Source organism: Polaromonas sp. P1_F2, assembly GCF_056405735.1.
Genome location: NZ_JBFUBN010000004.1, coordinates 140,990 through 160,359, shown reverse-complemented (window position 1 = coordinate 160,359; position 19,370 = coordinate 140,990). Strand labels below are relative to the sequence as shown.

Sequence of the window (19,370 nt, the reverse complement as noted above, 5' to 3'; positions counted from 1 at the left end):
TCCGCATCGCGGAATCAATGGCCCGGACTACGAAGGATCGGCCAGCAATCGGGCGATGCGCTTGTCGAGCGGGAGCTTGGGACAGGTGCTGCATTTTTCGCCGTCATGGCGGCGAAAGTAGTGGCAGCACACTTTGCGATCCAGGGCGAGCGCGGGCGTCCCGTCACGGGCCCGGTAGGCAAAGAAGCCGCAGCCGCCGGGGATGCCGAGCTGGGCCAGCCATTCCTCTCCCAGCGCGGGGACCTCGGCATCGGCCAGAAGGCCGGGCCTGCTGCGGTGCACCAGCAGCAGTGCACCCAGCACACACTCGGCCTGCAGCCGGTCGGCGGCACGGGCATGCAGGGCCACCATAGGCATGAGCGCCGCTCGCGTGGACTGGCACAAGCCGCGCAGCTCGCCGGCCGCATTGCGTAGGCGCGAAGCCAGCGCCGCGGCCTTGATGGGCGCATGCGACGGCAACTGAAAGCCGCTGGGAAATCCGTCCACCACGGGCTGCGCCAGGCCGGCGAGCCGCGGGACGTGGGTGTCCAGGTGCGCGGCGATCACGCAGAGGTAGACCGGTTGCCAGATTGCCAGCCCCCAGCAGCGCAGCGCCACATAAAGCGCGCCGGCTTCGGGATAGGCTTGTTCCCAGTGGCGGCACAGCGCCCGCAAGGGGACTGTTGCCGCGCCCTCCTCTTCGCCGTAGCGCAGCGCGGCAGGCAACGGCGCATCTCCCTGCTTTCCGCGCAGCGCGGGCGCGATGGAGGCGGCCAGTTGAAACACGCGGGCAAGGTCGGCGTCGGGCGCGCAGGCCCAGGCCGGCACCGGTGCGCTGTCGTGCACCGAATCCCCTGACCGCATGTCAAAGCTCATGCGACGCTTTCCACCGCGGTTTCCGCAGCGGGCCGCCTGGCCGCGCGGCGGCGCATGCCGGCAATCGGGTTCACCAGGTTGCCGGCCATTTTGAGGCTGGACGCGGGATCGGCCAGGTTGACCATCTGCACGTTGTTGCCGAGCTGCAGGCGGTTCAGGCAGGAATGCAGAAACTCGGGCACAAACATGTCGTAGTGCGCGAACTTCGCGGCCATCTCGGGATGGGCGTCCTGGTAGTCGGAGACGCAGTCGGCCACGGCGCGCCAGAAGTCGTCCTCGGTGCAGCAGGCGTTTTCGACCAAGACCTGGTTGATGTGGCGCAGCACGCCGTCAAACACGTCGATGAAGATGCCGAGCAGCTTGAAGTGGTCGGGCACGTCGACCGCCAGGCGGTCCACACGCTCGGGCAGCAGCGCCTTGGCCTCGATGTTGAGGATGGCGCACTCCTCGGCGATGTCCTTCATGATGGCGCGCACCGGCACATGCTTGTCGAGCACCAGGATCAGGTTCTCGCCGTGCGGCATGAAGCTCAGGTCGTGTTGATAGAAGCAGTGCAGCAGCGGCGTCAGGTAGGCCTTCAGGTAGCTCTGCAGCCAGGCCTTGGCACCCAGGCCGGAGCGGCGTATCAGCTCGGGCAGCAGTGCGTGGCCGTCCTTGTCGACGTGCAGCAGCGCGGCCATGGTCATCAGGCGCTCGCCGGGCTTGAGCAGCGGCAGCGGGCTCTCGCGCCAGAGCGCCGAGAACATTTTTTTGTACGGCGTGTCGGCGGGTATCGCGGCCTCGTAGTAGTGGTTGCGAAAGCCTATGGACGCGACCTCCTGCAGGATAGTGAAACCGTTAGCGCACAGGAAGGCGTCGCCGGACACCAGCTTCTTGATGAACTCGTTGATGGCCGGCGTGCCGGACATGTAATAGGGCGAGAGGCCGCGCATAAAGCCCATGTTGAGGATGGACAGCGAGGTCTTGACGTAGCGCTTGCTGCGGTCGCTGGTGTTGAAGAAGGTGCGTATCGACTGCTGGGCGATGTAGTTGTCGTGGCCGTAGGCCAGGCAGATGATCTTGCGCTGGGCCACGTAGCCGGCGAAAGCGATGGACAGCTTGTTGAACCACTGCCACGGGTGGGCCGGCATGAAGTTGTAGTCGGCCGGGTTCACGCCCAGCGCGGCCACTTCGCGGGTAAAGCCGTCCACGGTCTCCTGGCCGAGTTCCTCGGCCAGCAGCTGTTCGTAGCTGAGCGTGGAGATGCTGGAGAAAGCCGCATGGTCCTTGTGCACGGCCAGCCAGACCACACGGATCTCCGAACCTGCTTCAGGCGCGTAGGCCTGGTAGTCGGCCGCGGTAAAGCCCAGGCGCCCGTTGTTGGCGACAAAACCCGGATGGCCTTCGGTCATGGCGACTTCAATCGACTGGAAGTCGGTGGCGTCGGCCAGCTGGGCGCTGCTGGGTGCGTCGGCCTTCATGCGCTTGTAGGCGCTGCCGAAGAGCGTGCTGCTGATCTCGTCGAGGTAGATGGGCAGCAGCTCTTCGCGTATGCCGAGGCGCTGGCGGCATTCGATGATGAACTGCAGCGCGTCCAGCGGCTGTTCGGCGCCCTTCAGGTATTTGTGGATGGATTCGGGCTTGATGAACCAATGGCGCAGCGCCAGGCGCTGTGCCTCGAACTGGTAGCAGGCGGCGCCGTCGTCTGAAAACAGCTGGTACAGCGCAAAGCCGCCGTCGCGCGGGCGCAGCTGCTCGGGCTCGACGATGAGCTCATGGGCGTATTCGGCGATGGCCTTGCGCAGCAGCAGGCGGTTGGCCTGGGCCCAGGCCTCTGGCGTCAAGTGGGCGGCGAAGCGGGCCGGGTCGTGCGCGATCTGGTTGGCGATGGTGACGTTCATGAATGGACTTCCTCTAAGGTAGCGGCCGTAGCCTGTTCAAAATCCCGCCGTGTGCAAAAGGCGAGGCTGGCGATCTTCTCGGGGAAGACCACATCACGGTCGTAGGCGAAGCCCGCCGACCGGTTCAAGGCATGGACCTTGTGATTGCTGGCGTCGGGCTCGACGACGATGCGCTGCGCGCCCAGGTGTTCGAACATGAAGCGCATCAGCGCATGGAACACGGTGCGCGAATAGCCGGCGATGCGCCGCTCGGGCGGCGCTATAAAAATGTGCATGCCGAGGTCGCCGGGCCGCACTTCGTAAAAGGCCCGGATGCGGTCCTGAGCGGGGTCGTAGCATTCGGCGAGGAAGGCGGGCCGGCCTTCGTGCCAGACCATGTAGGGCGTGGCACCGCCGGAATCCAGCATGCGCTGGTAGGCCTCGCGGACCTCGGCCTCGGTCTTGTCCTGCATCAGCCAGAAGGCGGCCCGCTCCTGGGTGAACCAGCGGTGCAGCGTGGGGATGTCGGCGGGTATGCGCAGCGGTCGGAACACAAAACCGGCCTCGTCGCGGTAAGGCCTGAGTTCGGCATCGGCGCGGCGGTGGAGGGTGTCAATTGGCATGGGCGGGCTCCTTCAAGGTAGCGGCATTGGCGGGTTCATCCAGGTGCCCGGCGCTGGGCACCTTGAGGATCAGGCGGTCCAGCAGTGCGGTGAGCACAAAGCCGCCGGCCGCCAGCAGGAAGGGCACATGCAGCCCGTAGTGATTGACGATGGCGCCGGCCGCGAAGGAGGACAGCAGCACGCCCATGTTCTGGAAGAAGTTGGTGATGCTGTAGTCCTGCGCGTAGCGCTGGGGCGTGGACAGGCGGAACAGGTTGACCTCGAGCTTGACGATGATCTGGAAGAAGGCCCAGCCGTAGAGCACGCGCCCCAGCACGACCAGCAGCGGATCGGGCGCGGCATGCAGCAGCAGGCCGGCGGCGCCCAGCAGCAGGTTGCCCAGCGTGTGGTCGGGCAGGTGGCCGCCGCGCGCGCGTATCCAGGCGTGCAGGCGCAGCGCGATGATGGCCACCACACCGGGGATGGCGAAGGCCATGCCGGACAGCAGCTCGCTGTCGTTGCCGGTGATCTTCTGCCAGTACAGCGCGAAGAAGGGGCGTATCAGGTAGGCGCTGAAGTCGAACATCAGCATCACGAGAGCCAGCTTCAGGATGGGCAGGCGGGCCAGCAGGCCGACGCGCTTCGCTTCGGTGGCTTCGGCCAGCGCCTGCTCGCCGGTGTTGACGCGGATGATTTTTCCGCTGCGTATCAGGTAGAAGCAGACGGCCATCTGGAAATAGTCGCCGGCGGCCATGGCAAAAATACTGGCGTGCGGCCCCCAGGTCTGCAGCACGAAGCCGCCCACCACCGCGCCGAAGATGGCGCCGAAGTGCACCACCACCGACAGGATGCCTATGGTCGCCGCGTGCTCCTCCTTGGGGGTCAGGCGCATCATGTAGGGGTACATCAGCAGGTAGCTGCTCTTGCACATGAACATCAGCATGGACAGCACCCAGTAGGCCTCCACGGTGAGCGCCCGGTCGCTCAGCAGGCTGAAGGTGCCGGCGGCGAACTGGGTGTAGACCAGCAGGTGCAGCGGCTCGACGCGGCGCGCCACGCGCGCCCAGAAAGGCAGCGTGCACATCACGGCGATGGAAATCGCCGCCACGTAGGCGCCGACGTGCACGGGGCTGTCGATGCCGTAACGCGCGCTGAAGAACTGCGGGTAGAAGGGAATCAGGATGGCGTCGCTGATGACGGCGAGCACCGTCATGGTGATGATGTGGAATCTGAGGTTCATGCTATGCGCCTGACCTCAGAGCAGGACGAAGTCCGCGGTGGACGGAATGGTGAAATCCTGGATCGCGACGCGCCGCTCTATCTTGTAGTGCTCGACACCGGTGAGCTCGCGCAGAATGTAGGAGTTGCGGTAGCAGCTCATGCCCAGGTCCTGGTTGGTCATGCCGTGGGTGTGCTGGCCGGCGTTCTGCACGAAGATCTCGCCGCCGTTGAAGTCGGCGGCGTAGTTGCGCGCCAGCCGGTAGCGGCCCTGCTCGTCCCAGCGCAGGCGGTGGCGTATGCCGTCGACGAAGGCCGGGATGTTCTCGCGGTAGCCGGTGGCGAAGACCAGGCCCTCGCTGCGGTGCGCGTAGCGCGCCTCGTTGTCGAGCTGGCGGAACTCGATCTCGTAGCAGCCGTCCGCCGCGTCGTAGCGGCAACCCTGCAGTTCGCAGTTGGTGATCAGGTGGGTGCGCAGCGGCCCCTGCTTTCGCCTGTCGTCGAGCAGGTCGTAGATCTGGTTGATCAGGCTGGCGTTGACGCCCTTGTAAAGGCTGTCCTGCGCGCGCACGATGCGCTCCTTCTTGCCGTCGTCGAGGTTGTAGAAGTAGTCGATGTAGTCCGGGGAGAACATCTCCAGCGTGAGCTTGGTGGTCTCCATCTGGAAGAAGCGCGAGGAGCGGGTGATCCAGGTCAGGCTGTAATCGTGCGCCTCGGCCTCTTTCAGCAGGTCGTGGTAGACCTCGGCCGCGCTCTGGCCGCTGCCGACGATGGTGATGGAGCGCTTTTTCTGCAGCTCGGCCTTGCTGGTGATGTAGTCGGCGGTGTGCAGGTAGCGGTGGCCGCCGGGCGCGCAGCAGGCGGGGAACAGCGGCCGGGAGCCCACCCCCAGCACCAGCTTGCGGCAGCGCATGATGAAGGGCTCGCGCTGCGGCCCCTGCACGCCGGTCACCACGTAGCAGCCGGATTCGGCGTCGTGGACGATTTCCTGCACGTCGTACTCGAAGCGCGCCTTGGACAGCCGCGCCGCGGCCCAGCGGCAGTAGGCGTTGTACTCGGCGCGCGTCAGGTAAAAACTTTCGCGGAAGTAGTAGGAGTAGATCTTCCCCTCTTCCTTGCAGTAGTTCAGGAAGCTGAAGTAGCTCTTCGGGTCGGCCAGGCTGACCAGGTCGGCCAGGAAGGGGTTTTGCAGCGTGGTGTTGTCGATCAGCATCCCGGGATGCCAGTTGAACTCCGCGTTGCGCTCCAGGAAGACCGCGTTCAGCCCGGCGATGGGCTCCGCGAGGCAGGCCAGGCTCAGGTTGAAGGGCCCCAGCCCGATCGCCACGAAGTCATAAATATTCTTGTTCATTGCACTCAGCTCCCTGATGGAATGGCACGCCGGGTGGCGGCCATGATGGTGAAAAGAATGCACGCGGCCGGCGGCAAAGCCGGCCGCGCCGCTACCACTGGTAGGTCACGGTCGCGGCCATGCTGCGCGCATCGCCCCAGTAGCAGTACTGCTGGCTCAGGCACGAGGCCACGTAGCTTTTGTCGAAAAGGTTGTTGACGCTCAGGCGCAGGTTGGCGCCCTTGAACGAGGGGTTCAGCTGGGCCAGGTCGACGCGCAGCATCAGGTCCACCAGCGTGTAGGGCGGCACTTTCATGCTGTTGGCGTTGTCAACCCAGCTCGATCCCACGTAGCGCACGCCCGCGCCCATGGTGTAGCCCGGCGTGAAGTTCCAGTCGCCCCAGACAGAGGCCATGTGACGCGGCGCCTGGTAGGGCGTGTTGCCGGTGAAGCCGTCCGAGGACTCGGTGAACTTCATGTCGGTATAGGTGTAGCTGGCGATCACCGATACGCTGCGGCTCAGCTTGGAACGGGCCTCCAGCTCGAGGCCGCGCGAGCGCACCTTGCCGGTGGGCTCGTAGTAGAAAACGCCCACCGGGCGCGTGGCGACATTTTTCTGCGACAGCTCGTACACCGCCGCCGACAGCAAGGTGTTGGAGTCCTTGGGCTGGTAGCGAATACCGACCTCCACTTGTTTGGTCTCGGCGGGCTGCAGGTTGTTGCCCAGCCGGTCGTTGCGCAGGCTGGGGTTGAAACCGTCGGAGTAGCCCACATAGGGCGCGACGCCGTTGTCGAACAGGTAGACGACGCCGGCCCGCTTGGTGAACCTGGAGCCGCTCCACTGCGCCGGGTTGCCGGTGCCGTACTGGTTGGAGGCCTTGGCCCAGTCCATGCGTCCGCCCAGCGTGAAGCGCCAGCGGTCCAGCTCGGTCTGGTTTTGCAGGTAGAGGCCGGTCTGTTCCAGCTTGCGGTCAATCGGGTCGCTGGTCACGCCGCTCAGGCCCGGGGCGCCGTAGCTGGGGTTGAGCACATTGATAGGCAGCGCGCTGCCCGATTCCCAGCTGCCGCTGACGCGGCGCTTCTGGTAGTCGAGCCCGGCCAGCACGGTGTGCTTGAGCGAGCCGGTCTGGTAGCGGCCCTCGAGCTGGTTGTCTATGGTGTTGCCGCGCGTCGATTCGTTGGCGCCGGAATAAAAGCGGGTCAGCTCGTTGGCGCTGGCCCAGCCAAAGCCGTAGATCTGGCGCAGCGTGGTGTCTGCCCTCACGTGGCGGAAGTTCTGCCGGAATTTCCAGGCGTCGTTGAAGGCGTGCTCGAACTGGTAGCCGAGGAAGCGCTGGTTTCGCTGGTATTTCTCGACGCTGGGATCCCCATCAAAAAAGTAGCGTGAAATCAGGCGGCCGTTGTGGCCGGCGTTGAGGCTGGCATCCGCCGGAACGCCGCTGTGGTAGCTGCCCTCGGGGTCGTCCTGCAGGTAGGCCTGCAGCAGCAATCGTGTGTCCGTGGACGGGTTGATCGCCAGGGAGGCGGCCAGCGCCTGGCGCTCTTCCTTGACCGTGCTGAACTGCGAGTCGAGCGAGCGCGCCAGCGCCGTCACGCGGAACGCCATCACGCCGTCCTTGTCGATGGGGCCGGAAAGATCGACGGCGGCTTCGCGACGGTTGCGGTTGCCGACCGTGAGCTGCACTTCGCGGTAGGGCTGGTACTGCGGCGTCATGCTGGTCAGCGCCACCAGGCCGCCGGGCGATGCGCGGCCGTAGAGCACCGAGGCCGGGCCGCGCACCACGTCGATACGCTGCAGGAAATAAGGGTCGACCTGCATGGAGGTGTAGCTGCCCTGGTCGCTGAGCATGCGCAGGCCGTCGAGCAGGGTGCTGTCGACGCTGCTGTCCTTGAAGCCGCGCAGGGCCACGTAGTCGTAGCGGTTGGAGGAACCGACCAGCCCGGTGAAAACGCCGGGCGCGTAATTCAAGGCTTCGGGAACGCTGCGCGGCTTCTGGTCTTCGAGCTGCTGCTTGGTCACCACCGAGATCGACTGGGGCGTCTCGATGATGGGCGTGTCGGTCTTGGAGCCCGAAGCGCTGCGCCTGGCGATGTAGCCGTTGCCGCCGCTGGTGGCGGTTTCCTCCGCGCCGGCCGTCACGGTGACCACCGGCAGGGTCGATGCACCCGGCGCGGCCGAAGCCGCCTTCACGACAAACACATTGCCGTCAATGCTGGCCGCCAGCCCGCTGCCGGCCAGCAGCCGGTCCAGCGCCTGTTGCGGCGTCAACCGGCCGGAGACCGCGGGCGCCGTCTTGCCGGCCACCAGCGCGGGCTGCACCATCAATTCCAGCCCGGCCTGCTGCGCCAGGTTGTTGAGCGCCTGGGCTAGGGGCTGCGCCCCCATGCTGATCTGCACTGGGGTGGCGGCCCGCGCGCCGGCAGCCCCCTGGGAATAAACCACCGGGCTGCCGAGGGCCAAAAACAAGGCCAAAGGGGGCAGGTGGAAGCGGGAACGAGGCATGCGTGCAATCTCCGGAAGAAGGGTTAAATGAGGTTCAAATAAGAATCCTTCTCATGTAGACGCATGGGGTTTGGGAAACCCTAGGTCGGGTGCAAAAATTTTTCGCGCCGCGAATTGACGGGGTTTGATGGCCGGCGAGCGGCCAGCTGGTTGCCGGTCAGTGGCCGGCGGAGACGATCTCGGCTTCGCCGTCGCGTTCGCGCAGCCGCACGGGCAGGACCTGCGGCAGGATGCGCGAGAAGTTGTCCAGACGCCGCGGGTCGAAGGTGCCGGTCACGCGCAGCGCGGCGACGGCGGGCTCGCGCACCGTGAGATGCACCGGGCCGTAACGCTCGAACTCGGCCAGGGCCTGGTCCAGAGGCGTGTCGTCAAAACTGACGCGGCTTTCGCGCCAGGGCGCGATGCCTGCGGCGGGAACGGCGGACACGGCGCCCAGCAGGCCCGTCATGTCGCTGGCGATCTGCTGGCCGGCGAGGAGTTCAACGCCGGCATCGCCCGCCGAAGACCGTTCGGCGCGCGCCACGCGCACCCGCCCTTCTTCCACGGCAACCTGCACGCCGGCGCGGCCCGGCACGCCGGGTGTGTAGCGCACCGAAAAGCGCGTGCCGACGACCGTGATGCGCAGAGGGCCGGCCAGCACGTCGAAGGGATGCGCGGGATCGCCCTTGACCTGGAACATGGCCTGGCCCTGTGGCAGGCGGACCTCGCGGCGCCCGCGGTACAGCGCCACCTCGGCGCTGGTGAGGGTGTCCAGCCTCAGGCGGCTGCCTTCGGGTAGGGTCACCTCAAGCTGCTGGCCGCGCGCGGTGGCAAATGTCTGCGTGAACAAAGCTTGCTGCTGCCACAAGCCCCAGGCCAGGTAGCCGCCGCAGGAGACCATAAGCGCCACGGCGGCCAGTGCGCCTTGCGGCGCCCAGGTGGACAGTTCGCGCCACCAGGGCTGCCGGCGCGGTGCGGCGGCAGCCTTGTCGTCGGCGAGGTTTTGCCTCAGCGTGCGCAGGCCTTCCGCCGGCAGCGCATCAAGCGCGCGCCAGTCGTCCTGGTGGCGCGCGAAAGCCGCGAAGTGGGCGCTATCCGCTGCCAGCCAGGCCTGGAATGCGGCCTCGTCCGCCGCAGCCAGCAGCCCACCCGCGCGCCGCACGAACCAATCCAGCGCCGCTTCGTCGGGGTCAGTGGACGGTGCGGCTGGCGGGTGGGCTGGCGGCGGGATGGTCATGGTGTGCTTATCGGCTCTTGGATGTAGACGCACGAGCACAGCAAAACCCTAGGCCGGGAAAGTAAGAACGCATACAAAAAGTCATTCGCGGGCAGGTTTTCTTCTTCGAAGCTTGGGGGCGGGGGCGGCAAGGGGCGTTCCGGCTAGCCCATCCCTGCATTGCCTGCAGGCATCCATGGCCAGTTTGATGTGCTGCTCGACCATCTTGCGCGATATGCCCATGCGCTCGGCCACCTCCGAATGCGGCAGGCCGTCGAACTTGTGCAGGATAAAAGCTTCGCGGCAGCGCAAAGGCAAGGCATCGATGGCGGCCAGCAAGGCATTCACCCCCTGCGCTGACGACGCGGCGGCATCGGGCTCGAAGACCTCGGGCGCCGCGAGATTGTCGAGCTCGGCGGCCGAGGCCTCGGCGTCGGGGTGCAGGGCCTCGCCGCGCACTTCGCTGCGGCGGTGCTGGTCGATCTGCAGGTTGCGCGCCGTGCGGTAGAGCAGCGCGCGCGGCTCGGGCACCGCCTGGCCGGAATGCTGGACCGCCAGAACGCGCGCATAACTCTCCTGCACGACGTCAGCCGCGGCATCGCGGTTGCGCACCGTGCGGGAACAGAAGTTCAGCAGTTCTTGGTAATAACGCTCAAGCACAGGTCGGTCAATGCCATGGGAAGTGACGAACCCCTCCAAGCGGCAGACGAGATGTGGCGGTGGCTGACCAGGCGCGCGCGTCGTAGATGGGAATTATTCTCATTATGGCCGAAGCGCGTCAATGCGCTCCAGTTCGGGGCGCCTCGTTACCTTTGATACCAGCGCCCTGCCCTGCTGCCAAAATCAAAATCGCATGCGGGTCGCCGGAGTGGACGGGACCTGAACCCGCGCCCCTCGGCGTGACAGGCGGCTTTTGGCGATTCCCTGGATGTTTACTGCCGGATTCTTCCGTTCCCGCTGATGATGGTCATCTCCACGAAGCGCGAACCATTGCGCATTCCCGGCCGAAATCCGATGACGTATCCGCCGAGGTCATAGCTTTCCAGTCCATCCAGAGCGGAAGCAAAACCTTCACGGGTCACACGCGAGCCTTGCCGCCGGGCGGCTTCAACGATCACCTTTGCAGCGATGAAGCCTTCCATCATGGCGTAGCTGATCGGAACATCCTGCGCTCCGGCCGTTGCCGCGATGTCGTTGAATTCCTTGGAAAGCCGGTTTGTCATTTTGTAGGGGCTGGGCGTGACCTGGGCGATCGCGATGCCTTGCATCTGCTCTTCGGACAGCCGTTTCGACATCTGCTCAATGTCCGCGCCCGAATGCGCGAACAGTTGGGCCGTTCCCCCGGCTGAACGGTATTTCTCAACAAAGCTGGAAGCAGCGCCTCCACTGGCAATCATGATGATCGCCTGCGGTGCGGCCTGCAGCATGGCGTCGGCGGCGGCGCTCACGCGGCTGGTTCCAACGTCATAACCCGCCGTTTGCACGATCCTGGCCTTGGCATTCGCCGCGGCTTCCTGTGCGGCGGCGATGAGTGGCGCAGCGCCGGCGCCGTTTTCGTAAAACAAGCCAAGCCGGGTGATTCCGACCGTGGCCAGGTGCGCCGTGATTCTCGTAAGTTCGTCCCGCAATGTGGCACGCACGCCGTAAAGTTGGGGAGCGTCCAGATTCAATTCAGTCGCGCGGAAGCCGACCATCACGATGCGCTCGCGCTCAAAAACGCCCGCGCTGATCAGTTGAGCGATATTGCGGCTTCCAAAGTAACCGGCAAGCACCACCGGCTTGTCCTCAGCCAGCAGCGCGCGTGTCTGGGTGAGTGTTTCATCGGGTCGCCCGGCGTCGTCGCGGCGCGCCAGGGTGAAGGTGTTTCCGTTGACCCCACCCGCCTTGTTCACGGCGTTGAAATGCAACAGCATGCCGGCCGCGTAGGCGCGGCCTTGGCTCGCGTCGATACCGGTCAACGGCGCCACTTGGCCGACTACAAGCTGCGCGGCCAGCACGGACGGCGTTATGCCGCCCGCGATGACCAAGCCCGCCAGGCGGGCGATCCACTGACCAGTTCTCATTTCCAGTTTCCTTCACGAGGTCCAACCCGCACGTGCAACGCTTTCACCTGCCATGCCTGAGACCGTCGATGGCGAATCCGGTCCCGTGGGCAACAATCCCTGCCGGGGGCCACGCTCAATCGACCCGGATGTTGGAACGCAGAACGACCGCGCGCATGCGGGGGAGTTCGTTTTCAATGCGCGCCGCAACCGCGGAAGCGGGTTCCCAGGCTTGCTCGAGTCCGTTGGCGACGAGCTTGTCGCGGATCTCGGGATCCTTCATGGTGTCGGCCAGCGCCTTCTGCAGTTTGGCTTTTACGTCCGCCGGCAAGCCCTTGGGCGCGGCAATGGCGAGCCAGGAATCGGCCGAGAAGCCGGTGAAGCCGCTCTCCGCAACAGTCGCCACGGTGGGCATTTGTGTCGCGCGGCTGGCGCCCGTGACGGCGATAGCCTTGATCTTCGGCTTCGCCGCCTTCAGCTGCGGCAACGCCGCCGCGACGGTATCAATCGCGAACGGGATCTGGCCGGCCATCAAGTCGGTCATCGCCGGCGCGCTGCCCTTGTAAGCGATGTGCTGCAGCTTGATGCCGGCGGTGCTCCAGAGCAATTCGCCGGCGAAGTGTCCCGTGGTACCGTTGCCGAAGGAGCCGTACACGTACTTGTCCGGTGCGCGTTGCACCGCCGCGATCAACTGCTTCAGGTCGTTGATTGGGACATCGACGTTAGCCAGCAAAACCAGGGGAACGCGCGCCACCATCCCGACAGGCTCGAAACTCTTGATCGGGTCGTAAGGCAGCTTGGGCATGAGTGCCGGGTTGACCGTGAAGGTCGATCCCGAACTGATCAGCAGTGTGTAGCCGTCCGGCGCCGCCTTGGCGACGAATGCCGCACCGACGATGGTGCCGGCGCCCGGTCGGTTGTCGATGACCACAGGCTGCCCCAGGCGCTCGCCCAGCTTTTTGGCGACCAGGCGTCCGGCGATGTCGGTGGCGCCTCCCGGCGGAAAAGGGATGACCAGCTGGACCGGCTTGGACGGATAGCCCTGCGCGTGGACGCCGGCCCAAGGGGCCAGCAAGACCAGCGCCATGGCCAGGAAGAAGCGCTTCTCATACCTTGGTTTCATCATCGCATTGCTCCTCTTTGATACGGCATGGGCCGCGTTGAAAGAAAGTCTATCGCCGAGGCCGTATAACAGGGTTGCAATATGATCGACTTTTAAGATCAAATATTTAAATAATTCGATAAAAAGTTTTCGAAAATTGCCCGATTAAATAGTATGAAGAAATAAAAATGCGTTTACAGAATGAAACCATTACCCGGCGCCCGACCTGGACCGGGTTGATCGCGCGATCCTGCGCCTGCTCCAGCGCGATGCATCGATCTCCAATGTGGCCCTGCCGGCCAAGGTGCGCCTGAGCCCCGCTGCCTGCATGCGCCGCGAGGAACGCCTGAAATCAATGGGCTCGGTGCAGCGCATCGTCGCGCTGCTCAACCCTGCTTCGCTGAACCTTGGCATGCAGGTCGCGATCGGCGTGGTGTTGGACCGGTCCACGCCAGTCTTTCGCCGATTTCGAAAAAGCGTTGCAGAAGGTGCCGGGCTGCCTGGAGTGCGTGGTGGTGACGGGCGGGTTCGACCATTTCGTCACCGTCAGCACGCAGGACACGAAGGCCGAAAACGAAAAAAGGGCCTGCAAGAAATCTTGCAGGCCCTTTTCGGATTTGGCGGAGTGGACGGGACTCGAACCCGCGACCCCCGGCGTGACAGGCCGGTATTCTAACCAACTGAACTACCACTCCTGGTAGTGACAACATTCGCTCTTTCGAGCCAAGTCGCTGGCCCTTGCGGGACTGCGGTTGTCAACTTGCGCCTTGGGCATCACACGAGGTGATGAATGCTGGCGACCCTAAGGGGATTCGAACCCCTGTAGCCACCGTGAAAGGGTGGTGTCCTAGGCCTCTAGACGATAGGGTCAAAACCTTGGAATTTCCGGACGGGCTTTTGTGATGACACAAAGTCCCGGCTAACTTCAAATTCTTCGCGACAAACTTTGGTGGAGGTAAGCGGGATCGAACCGCTGACCTCTTGCATGCCATGCAAGCGCTCTCCCAGCTGAGCTATACCCCCTTCAAGCTATTGCAAGTTGCCCTGCAATGTGTCGAGCCTTGAATTATAGCCCGAAAATTTGATCTTTTTCAAATCCTCAGACAAGCTTGAGCCGGGAGACCACATCTTCGCGTTTCATGAGCTCCAGAATCGCATCCAGTGACGGGGTCTGAGGTGTGCCCATTACGAGCACGCGCACCGGCATCGCGAGCTGCGGCATCTTCAGGCCGGTGTCGGCCAGCACCTGCTTGATGGCCGCGGAAATCGCGGCCTTGTTCCACTCGGCCGCGCCAAGGGCATCGGCGAGTTTTACGAGCGCCGGGCGCACGGCATCGGTCACGTGCGTGGCCAGGTCTTCGGCGCCGGGCTGGCCGCCGGTGACCAGGCGCTGCAGCCAGCCGGCCAGTTCCACCAGCGTGCTGCAGCGGTCCTTGAACAGACCGCAGCCGCGCGCGATCCATGCCGTGTCCTGGCCCGTGACGCCTTGCGCCGCGAGGAAAGGTGCGACCGCCTCGGCGAGCTTGTCGTCGGCCATGGCCTTGAGGTGCTGGGCATTGACCCAGCGCAGCTTGGCTTCGTCGAACTGCGCGGCGCTCTTGCCGAGATGGTCGAGGTTGAACCAGCCGATGAACTGTTCGCGGCTGAAGATTTCGTCGTCGCCGTGGCTCCAGCCCAGGCGCGCCAGGTAGTTGACCATGGCGTCGGGCAGATAGCCTTCGGCGGCGTACTGCGTGACCGGCTTGGCGCCGTTGCGCTTGCTGAGTTTTTCGCCCTGCTCGTTGAGCACGGTGGGCAGGTGTGCGTACACCGGCGGTTCTTTGCCCAAGGCCCTGAAAATGTTGATCTGCCGCGGTGTGTTGTTGACGTGGTCGTCACCGCGTATCACGTGGGTCATGGCCATGTCGATGTCGTCGACGACCACGCAGAAATTGTAGGTCGGCGTGCCGTCGGGCCGCGCGATGACGAGGTCGTCGAGTTCGTCGTTGCTGATCTCGATGCGGCCCTTGACCTTGTCGTCCCACACCACGCTGCCGCCCTGCGGGTTCATGAAGCGCAGCACAGGCTGCACGCCTTCGGGCACCGGCGGCAGGGTCTTGCCGGGCGCGGGGCGCCAGGTGCCGTCATAGCGCGGTTTTTCCTTGGCGGCCATCTGCTTTTCGCGCAGGGCGTCGAGCTCGGCCACGCTCATGTAGCAGGGATAGACCAGGCCGTCGGCGCGCATCTGCGCGAGCACGGCCTTGTAGCGGTCCATGCGCTGCATCTGGAAGAACGGGCCTTCGTCGTGGTTCAGGCCCAGCCAGCGCATGCCTTCGATGATGACGTCGACGGCCTCCTGGCTGGAGCGCTCCACGTCGGTGTCTTCAATGCGCAGGATGAAGTCGCCGCCGGTGGCGCGGGCAAAGGCCCACGGGTAGAGCGCGGAGCGGATGTTGCCGAGGTGGATGAAACCTGTCGGTGAAGGGGCGAAGCGGGTGCGGGTCTTTTGAGTCATTACTGCAGTCATGCGATGAGGCTGAGGCCGCGGGAGAGGTCGGCCTTGATGTCGTCCACGTGGTCCAGCCCGACGGCTACGCGCACCAGGCCCTGGCCTATGCCGGCGGCCTGGCGCTGCTCTTCGCTGAGGCGCCCGTGCGAGGTGGTGGCCGAGTGGCTGATGATGGTCTTGGTGTCGCCCAGGTTGGTGGCGATGCTGAGCACCTGCGTGCTGTTGATGACCTGGAAGGCATTGGCGCGCGCCGTTTCCGGCGTGTCGCCGCGCACGTCGAAGGACAGCACCGCGCCGCCCAGCCCCGACTGCTGGCGCATGGCCAGTTCGTGCTGTGGATGCGATTCGAGGCCGGGGTAATAAACGCGCGATACGGCAGGCTGCGTTTCGAGCCACTTGGCCACGGCCAATGCATTGGCACTTTGCGCCTGCATGCGAATGCTCAGCGTTTCCAGGCCCTTGAGCACGACCCAGGCGTTGAAGGGCGCGAGCGTCATGCCGGCGGTGCGCACGATGGGGCCGAACACGTCGACGATCAATTTGGACGAGCCGCAGAGCGCGCCCGCCATCACACGGCCCTGGCCGTCCAGGTATTTGGTACCCGAATGCATGATGAGGTCGGCGCCGAATTCCACCGGGCGTTGCAGCGCCGGCGAGCAAAAGCAGTTGTCGACCGCCAGCAAGGCGCCCACGCTGTGCGCCAGGTCGGCCAGCGCCCGGATGTCGCAGACCTCGGTCAGCGGGTTGGTCGGCGTTTCAGCGAACAGCAGCTTGGTGCCGGGACGCAAGGCGGCCTTCCACTCGCTGAGGTCGGTCTGCGAGACGAAGGTGGTCTCAACGCCGAACTTGCCGAACTCGCGGCCTATCAGCGCGATCGTCGAGCCGAACATGGAGCGCGAGCAGATCACGTGGTCGCCGGCCTTGAGCAGGCCCATGCACATCATGAGGATGGCGCCCATGCCGGTGGATGCGCCTATGGCCGCTTCCGTGCCCTCGAGCGCGGCGAGGCGGCGCTCAAAGCTGGTGACCGTGGGGTTGGAGGTGCGGCCGTAGGTGTAGCCCTCCGTCGGGTCGGCAAAGCGCCGCGCCGAGGTCTCGGCATCGGGCTGCACGAAGCCGCTGGTCAGGTACAGCGCTTCGGAGTTTTCGCCGTGCTGGCTGGGCTCCAGCGCCACGCGCACGGCCAGCGTGTCGCGGTGCAGGTTGCGCGGCAATTCTCTTTTCTTGGTCATGCTCAGGCTTCCTGCGGATTGGGCAGCGCCAGGCGGGACACGTCGACGTCGCTGTCCTCGCCGATCTTCTCAGCGGTGTCGGCGCGCTGCGAGTTCATCGCGGCAATGGTTTCGGCCGTGACGTCGCCGGTGATGTAAACGCCGTCGAAACAGGAGGCGTCAAAGCCGTCGAGCTTGCCGTTGAGCGAGCCGATGGCGCGCTTCATGCCCTCGACGTCCTGGTAGATCAGCGCGTCGCAGCCTATGACCTCGCGGATCTCCTCGATGGTGCGGCCGTGCGCCACCAGTTCGCCCGGCGTGGGCATGTCGATGCCGTAGACGTTGGGAAAACGCACGGGCGGCGCGGCGCTGGCCAGGTAGACCTTTTTGGCGCCGGCGTCGCGCGCCATCTGCACGATCTCACGGCTGGTGGTGCCGCGCACAATGGAGTCGTCGACCAGCAGCACGTTGCGGCCCTTGAACTCGCTGGCGATCACGTTGAGCTTCTGGCGCACGGATTTCTTGCGCACGCCCTGCCCCGGCATGATGAAGGTCCGGCCCACGTAGCGGTTCTTGACGAAGCCTTCGCGGTAGGGAATGCCCAGCAGATGCGCCAATTGCGTGGCGCTGGGGCGGCTGGATTCGGGAATCGGGATGATGACGTCGATCTCGTTGGGCGGCACGGTGGAGACCACACGCTTGGCCAGCGTCTCGCCGAGGTTCAGGCGCGCCTGGTAGACCGAGATGCCGTCCAGCACCGAGTCGGGACGTGCCAGGTAGACGAACTCAAAGATGCAGGGATTGAGCTTGGCATTGGGCGCGCACTGCTCGGCGTGCACCACGCCTTCCATGTCCACGTACACGGCCTCGCCCGGTGCGATGTCGCGCTCGAACTGGTGCGAGGTGCCTTCCAGGGCCACCGATTCGCTGGCCACCATGACGGTGGCGCCGCCCTCGTTCTGGCCGCGGCCTATGCACAGCGGGCGGATGCCGAAGGGGTCGCGGAAGGCCAGCAGGCCGTGGCCGGCGATCAGCGCGACGACGGCGTAGGAACCCTTCACGCGCTTGTGCACGCCGCGCACCGCGGCGAACACGTCGACGGGCTTGAGCGGCAGGCCGCGCGTGGTTTTTTCGAGCTCATGCGCCAGCACGTTGAGCAGCACTTCGGAGTCGCTGTCGGTGTTGATGTGGCGGTGGTCGGTGTTGAAGAGCTCGGCCTTGAGTTCGGCCGCGTTGGTCAGGTTGCCGTTGTGCGAGAGCACCAGGCCGAAAGGCGCGTTGACGTAAAAAGGCTGGGCCTCGTCTTCGCTGTAGGCGTTGCCGGCCGTGGGGTAGCGCACCTGGCCCAGGCCCACCGTGCCCGGCAGCGCGCGCATGTTGCGGGTGCGGAACACGTCGCGCACCATGCCCTTGGCCTTGTGCATGTAGAACTTGCGCCCCTGCTGCGTGACGATGCCCGCCGCATCCTGGCCGCGGTGCTGCAGCAGCAGCAGGCCGTCATAGATGAGCTGGTTGACGGGGGCTTTGCTGACGACGCCGACTATCCCGCACATGGTGTTCCGATCATGATGAGTTGACTCTTCAAAGTTAGGTTAAATATTTCGCAAACTGTTCGGGCAACACCGGCTTCAGGGCTTTGAGCGTGGCCGCCAACACCGGCGCGCCCTTTGATTCCCGCCACCAGCTGCTGGTCTTCAGCGCCGTCATGTCGATCACGACGGTCGCGGCCAGCAACAAAATCACGCCGCGCAGCACGCCGAACGCGGCGCCCAACACACGGTCCACAGGCGCCAGGCCGACCGCGGCCACCAGCTTCTTCACCAAAAAGGCCAGCAGCCCCGCCGCGAACACCGAGGCGATAAAGATCAGCACAAAGGCCGCCGCATAGCGCACCGGGTCCGCCGCCGACTGCAGCGGCAACCGGGTGGCCAATTCAGGCGCAAACCATTGCGCCACAAAAAACGACACGACCCAGCCCAGCACCGACAACACCTCGTACACCAAGCCGCGCCATGCGCCCAGCAGCATGGAAAAAACCAGCACCCCCAGCAAAATCCAGTCAACAGCCGTCACGAGTCAAGCGGTTGAGTTACTTACAAGGTCAGGATGGCGGCGGGTAAATCAAGGCTCTTGATTTTTCCGGCCGCTTTTTCAGCCTCGGCCTTGGTGGCAAACGGCCCCACACGGACCCGTATGCGCTTGCCGTCCTTGGTTTCCGCGACCTGTGTATAGGTTTTCAGCCCGGCTTTTTCAAGCTTCAGGCGCGCCTCGCGCGCCTTGGCGACGTCGGCAAAGGCGCCCACCTGCACCACCAGCCGGCCTTCGGCCTCGGCGGCGGCCGGTTTGGCGGCGGGCGGCGTGCTGCCGTTGAGCAGCGCGCTGGCGCGAGCGGCATCGGCATTGGCCACGGGTTTGGGTTCAGGCTTGGCGGCCGGCTTGGGCTCAGGCTTGGGCGCCGGTTTTGCCTCGGGCTTGGCTTCGGGTTTGACGGCTGCCGGCGCAGACGCTGCAGCGGCGGGTTTGGACGGCAGGATTTCTTCCTTGGGCGCCAGGCTGGCGGCTGCGGCCACTTTGTCCGCGGGCGCGGGGGCAGGCGTTGCGGTTGCCGCCGGCGCGGGGGCCGTAGCGGTCGGCGCTGCCGGCGCGACCAGGGGCTTGACGGTGCCCTTGCCGGGGATTTCGATGGGGATGTCGACCGGGATGGGCCGGGGCTGGGTGTCGAACAGCAACGGAAAACCCACCACGCCGATGAGCACCAGCACGGCCGAACCGATCAGCCGGTGTTTGGCGCGCTTGCGCATCACTTCCACGCTTTCCGGTTGAGCGGCTGGCCCGGCATTGGAGGCAGCGGTGGAGCCGCCCCGGCGGAAGTTGAAAAACGGCATGGTGTGGCTTGAATCCGATAAGGGTGGCGTTAACGGTGACGTGGGCTCCAGGCCCTCCGGAACGCGAGGCCGGGCCGGTG

General features: G+C 65.1%; 15 protein-coding genes, 3 tRNA genes and 1 pseudogene. 1 reads left to right on the top strand and 18 read right to left on the bottom strand.

What is annotated here, in order from left to right:
* Window positions 1-27: 27 nt before the first annotated feature.
* The 10 genes from AC1D0O_RS10395 to AC1D0O_RS10350 all read right to left on the bottom strand — a co-directional run bounded on the left by AC1D0O_RS10395 (window position 28) and on the right by AC1D0O_RS10350 (window position 12,727).
* Window positions 28-855, bottom strand: coding sequence for a siderophore ferric iron reductase (locus AC1D0O_RS10395; protein ID WP_477653446.1), 828 nt, complete (start codon window positions 853-855; stop codon window positions 28-30).
* A complete protein-coding gene (locus AC1D0O_RS10390; RefSeq protein ID WP_477653445.1) occupies window positions 852-2,735 on the bottom strand; it encodes an IucA/IucC family protein in 1,884 nt (627 codons plus the stop codon). Before AC1D0O_RS10390 ends, AC1D0O_RS10395 begins: the two co-directional genes overlap by 4 nt.
* Window positions 2,732-3,337, bottom strand: a complete 606-nt coding sequence (locus AC1D0O_RS10385; protein ID WP_477653444.1) for a GNAT family N-acetyltransferase — start codon at window positions 3,335-3,337, stop codon at window positions 2,732-2,734. The genes AC1D0O_RS10390 and AC1D0O_RS10385 overlap by 4 nt, the downstream gene beginning before the upstream one ends.
* A complete protein-coding gene (locus tag AC1D0O_RS10380) occupies window positions 3,327-4,556 on the bottom strand; it encodes an MFS transporter (protein ID WP_477653443.1) in 1,230 nt (409 codons plus the stop codon). The genes AC1D0O_RS10385 and AC1D0O_RS10380 overlap by 11 nt, the downstream gene beginning before the upstream one ends.
* Before the next feature lie 15 nt (window positions 4,557-4,571).
* The gene (locus tag AC1D0O_RS10375) at window positions 4,572-5,885 is read right to left on the bottom strand and encodes a lysine N(6)-hydroxylase/L-ornithine N(5)-oxygenase family protein (protein ID WP_477653442.1); all 1,314 of its coding nucleotides are present in this window, start codon (window positions 5,883-5,885) and stop codon (window positions 4,572-4,574) included.
* 91 nt (window positions 5,886-5,976) lie between these two features.
* Window positions 5,977-8,367 (bottom strand): TonB-dependent siderophore receptor, encoded by a 2,391-nt coding sequence (locus tag AC1D0O_RS10370; RefSeq protein WP_477653441.1) that lies wholly within the window; start codon window positions 8,365-8,367, stop codon window positions 5,977-5,979.
* A gap of 157 nt (window positions 8,368-8,524) precedes the next feature.
* A complete protein-coding gene (locus AC1D0O_RS10365) occupies window positions 8,525-9,583 on the bottom strand; it encodes a FecR family protein (protein WP_477653440.1) in 1,059 nt (352 codons plus the stop codon).
* A gap of 81 nt (window positions 9,584-9,664) precedes the next feature.
* Entirely contained in the window at window positions 9,665-10,222 is a 558-nt protein-coding gene (locus tag AC1D0O_RS10360; protein ID WP_477653439.1) for a sigma-70 family RNA polymerase sigma factor, read from the bottom strand.
* Window positions 10,223-10,494: 272 nt separating this feature from the next.
* Window positions 10,495-11,625 (bottom strand): ABC transporter substrate-binding protein, encoded by a 1,131-nt coding sequence (locus AC1D0O_RS10355; protein ID WP_477653438.1) that lies wholly within the window; start codon window positions 11,623-11,625, stop codon window positions 10,495-10,497.
* A gap of 115 nt (window positions 11,626-11,740) precedes the next feature.
* Entirely contained in the window at window positions 11,741-12,727 is a 987-nt protein-coding gene (locus AC1D0O_RS10350; protein WP_477653675.1) for a Bug family tripartite tricarboxylate transporter substrate binding protein, read from the bottom strand.
* A 205-nt stretch (window positions 12,728-12,932) separates the two neighbouring features.
* On the opposite strand from AC1D0O_RS10350, the pseudogene AC1D0O_RS10345 reads away from it, so the two are divergent.
* Window positions 12,933-13,293, top strand: a pseudogene (locus tag AC1D0O_RS10345) (Lrp/AsnC family transcriptional regulator); the annotation flags it as partial.
* A 31-nt stretch (window positions 13,294-13,324) separates the two neighbouring features.
* Here AC1D0O_RS10345 and AC1D0O_RS10340 read toward each other — a convergent pair.
* From AC1D0O_RS10340 to AC1D0O_RS10305, 8 genes are all read right to left on the bottom strand, one after another.
* Window positions 13,325-13,401: transfer RNA gene (locus tag AC1D0O_RS10340), tRNA-Asp, on the bottom strand.
* A gap of 99 nt (window positions 13,402-13,500) precedes the next feature.
* Window positions 13,501-13,576: transfer RNA gene (locus tag AC1D0O_RS10335), tRNA-Glu, on the bottom strand.
* Between the two features lie 77 nt (window positions 13,577-13,653).
* Window positions 13,654-13,729, bottom strand: a tRNA-Ala gene (locus tag AC1D0O_RS10330).
* Between the two features lie 76 nt (window positions 13,730-13,805).
* Window positions 13,806-15,200, bottom strand: a complete 1,395-nt coding sequence (gltX, locus tag AC1D0O_RS10325) for a glutamate--tRNA ligase (protein ID WP_477653437.1) — start codon at window positions 15,198-15,200, stop codon at window positions 13,806-13,808.
* Between the two features lie 8 nt (window positions 15,201-15,208).
* Complete coding sequence (locus tag AC1D0O_RS10320; RefSeq protein ID WP_477653436.1) at window positions 15,209-16,426, bottom strand: O-succinylhomoserine sulfhydrylase; 1,218 nt, start codon at window positions 16,424-16,426, stop codon at window positions 15,209-15,211.
* Between the two features lie 2 nt (window positions 16,427-16,428).
* Window positions 16,429-17,958, bottom strand: coding sequence for an amidophosphoribosyltransferase (gene purF / locus AC1D0O_RS10315; protein WP_436157901.1), 1,530 nt, complete (start codon window positions 17,956-17,958; stop codon window positions 16,429-16,431).
* 34 nt (window positions 17,959-17,992) lie between these two features.
* Window positions 17,993-18,478, bottom strand: coding sequence for a CvpA family protein (locus AC1D0O_RS10310; RefSeq protein WP_477653435.1), 486 nt, complete (start codon window positions 18,476-18,478; stop codon window positions 17,993-17,995).
* A 20-nt stretch (window positions 18,479-18,498) separates the two neighbouring features.
* Entirely contained in the window at window positions 18,499-19,290 is a 792-nt protein-coding gene (locus AC1D0O_RS10305; protein ID WP_477653434.1) for an SPOR domain-containing protein, read from the bottom strand.
* Window positions 19,291-19,370 lie beyond the last annotated feature (80 nt).

Bases quoted from the DNA above. Each gene is read 5' to 3' on its own strand.
- AC1D0O_RS10380 (WP_477653443.1), bottom strand. From the start codon at position 4,556: ATGAACCTCAGATTCCACATCATCACCATGACGGTGCTCGCCGTCATC.
- AC1D0O_RS10375 (WP_477653442.1), bottom strand. From the start codon at position 5,885: ATGAACAAGAATATTTATGACTTCGTGGCGATCGGGCTGGGGCCCTTC.
- gltX (WP_477653437.1), bottom strand. From the start codon at position 15,200: ATGACTCAAAAGACCCGCACCCGCTTCGCCCCTTCACCGACAGGTTTC.
- purF (WP_436157901.1), bottom strand. From the start codon at position 17,958: ATGTGCGGGATAGTCGGCGTCGTCAGCAAAGCCCCCGTCAACCAGCTC.
- AC1D0O_RS10390 (WP_477653445.1), bottom strand. From the start codon at position 2,735: ATGAACGTCACCATCGCCAACCAGATCGCGCACGACCCGGCCCGCTTC.
- AC1D0O_RS10370 (WP_477653441.1), bottom strand. From the start codon at position 8,367: ATGCCTCGTTCCCGCTTCCACCTGCCCCCTTTGGCCTTGTTTTTGGCC.
- AC1D0O_RS10365 (WP_477653440.1), bottom strand. From the start codon at position 9,583: ATGACCATCCCGCCGCCAGCCCACCCGCCAGCCGCACCGTCCACTGAC.
- AC1D0O_RS10385 (WP_477653444.1), bottom strand. From the start codon at position 3,337: ATGCCAATTGACACCCTCCACCGCCGCGCCGATGCCGAACTCAGGCCT.
- AC1D0O_RS10350 (WP_477653675.1), bottom strand. From the start codon at position 12,727: ATGAAACCAAGGTATGAGAAGCGCTTCTTCCTGGCCATGGCGCTGGTC.
- AC1D0O_RS10320 (WP_477653436.1), bottom strand. From the start codon at position 16,426: ATGACCAAGAAAAGAGAATTGCCGCGCAACCTGCACCGCGACACGCTG.
- AC1D0O_RS10395 (WP_477653446.1), bottom strand. From the start codon at position 855: ATGAGCTTTGACATGCGGTCAGGGGATTCGGTGCACGACAGCGCACCG.
- AC1D0O_RS10355 (WP_477653438.1), bottom strand. From the start codon at position 11,625: ATGAGAACTGGTCAGTGGATCGCCCGCCTGGCGGGCTTGGTCATCGCG.
- AC1D0O_RS10305 (WP_477653434.1), bottom strand. From the start codon at position 19,290: ATGCCGTTTTTCAACTTCCGCCGGGGCGGCTCCACCGCTGCCTCCAAT.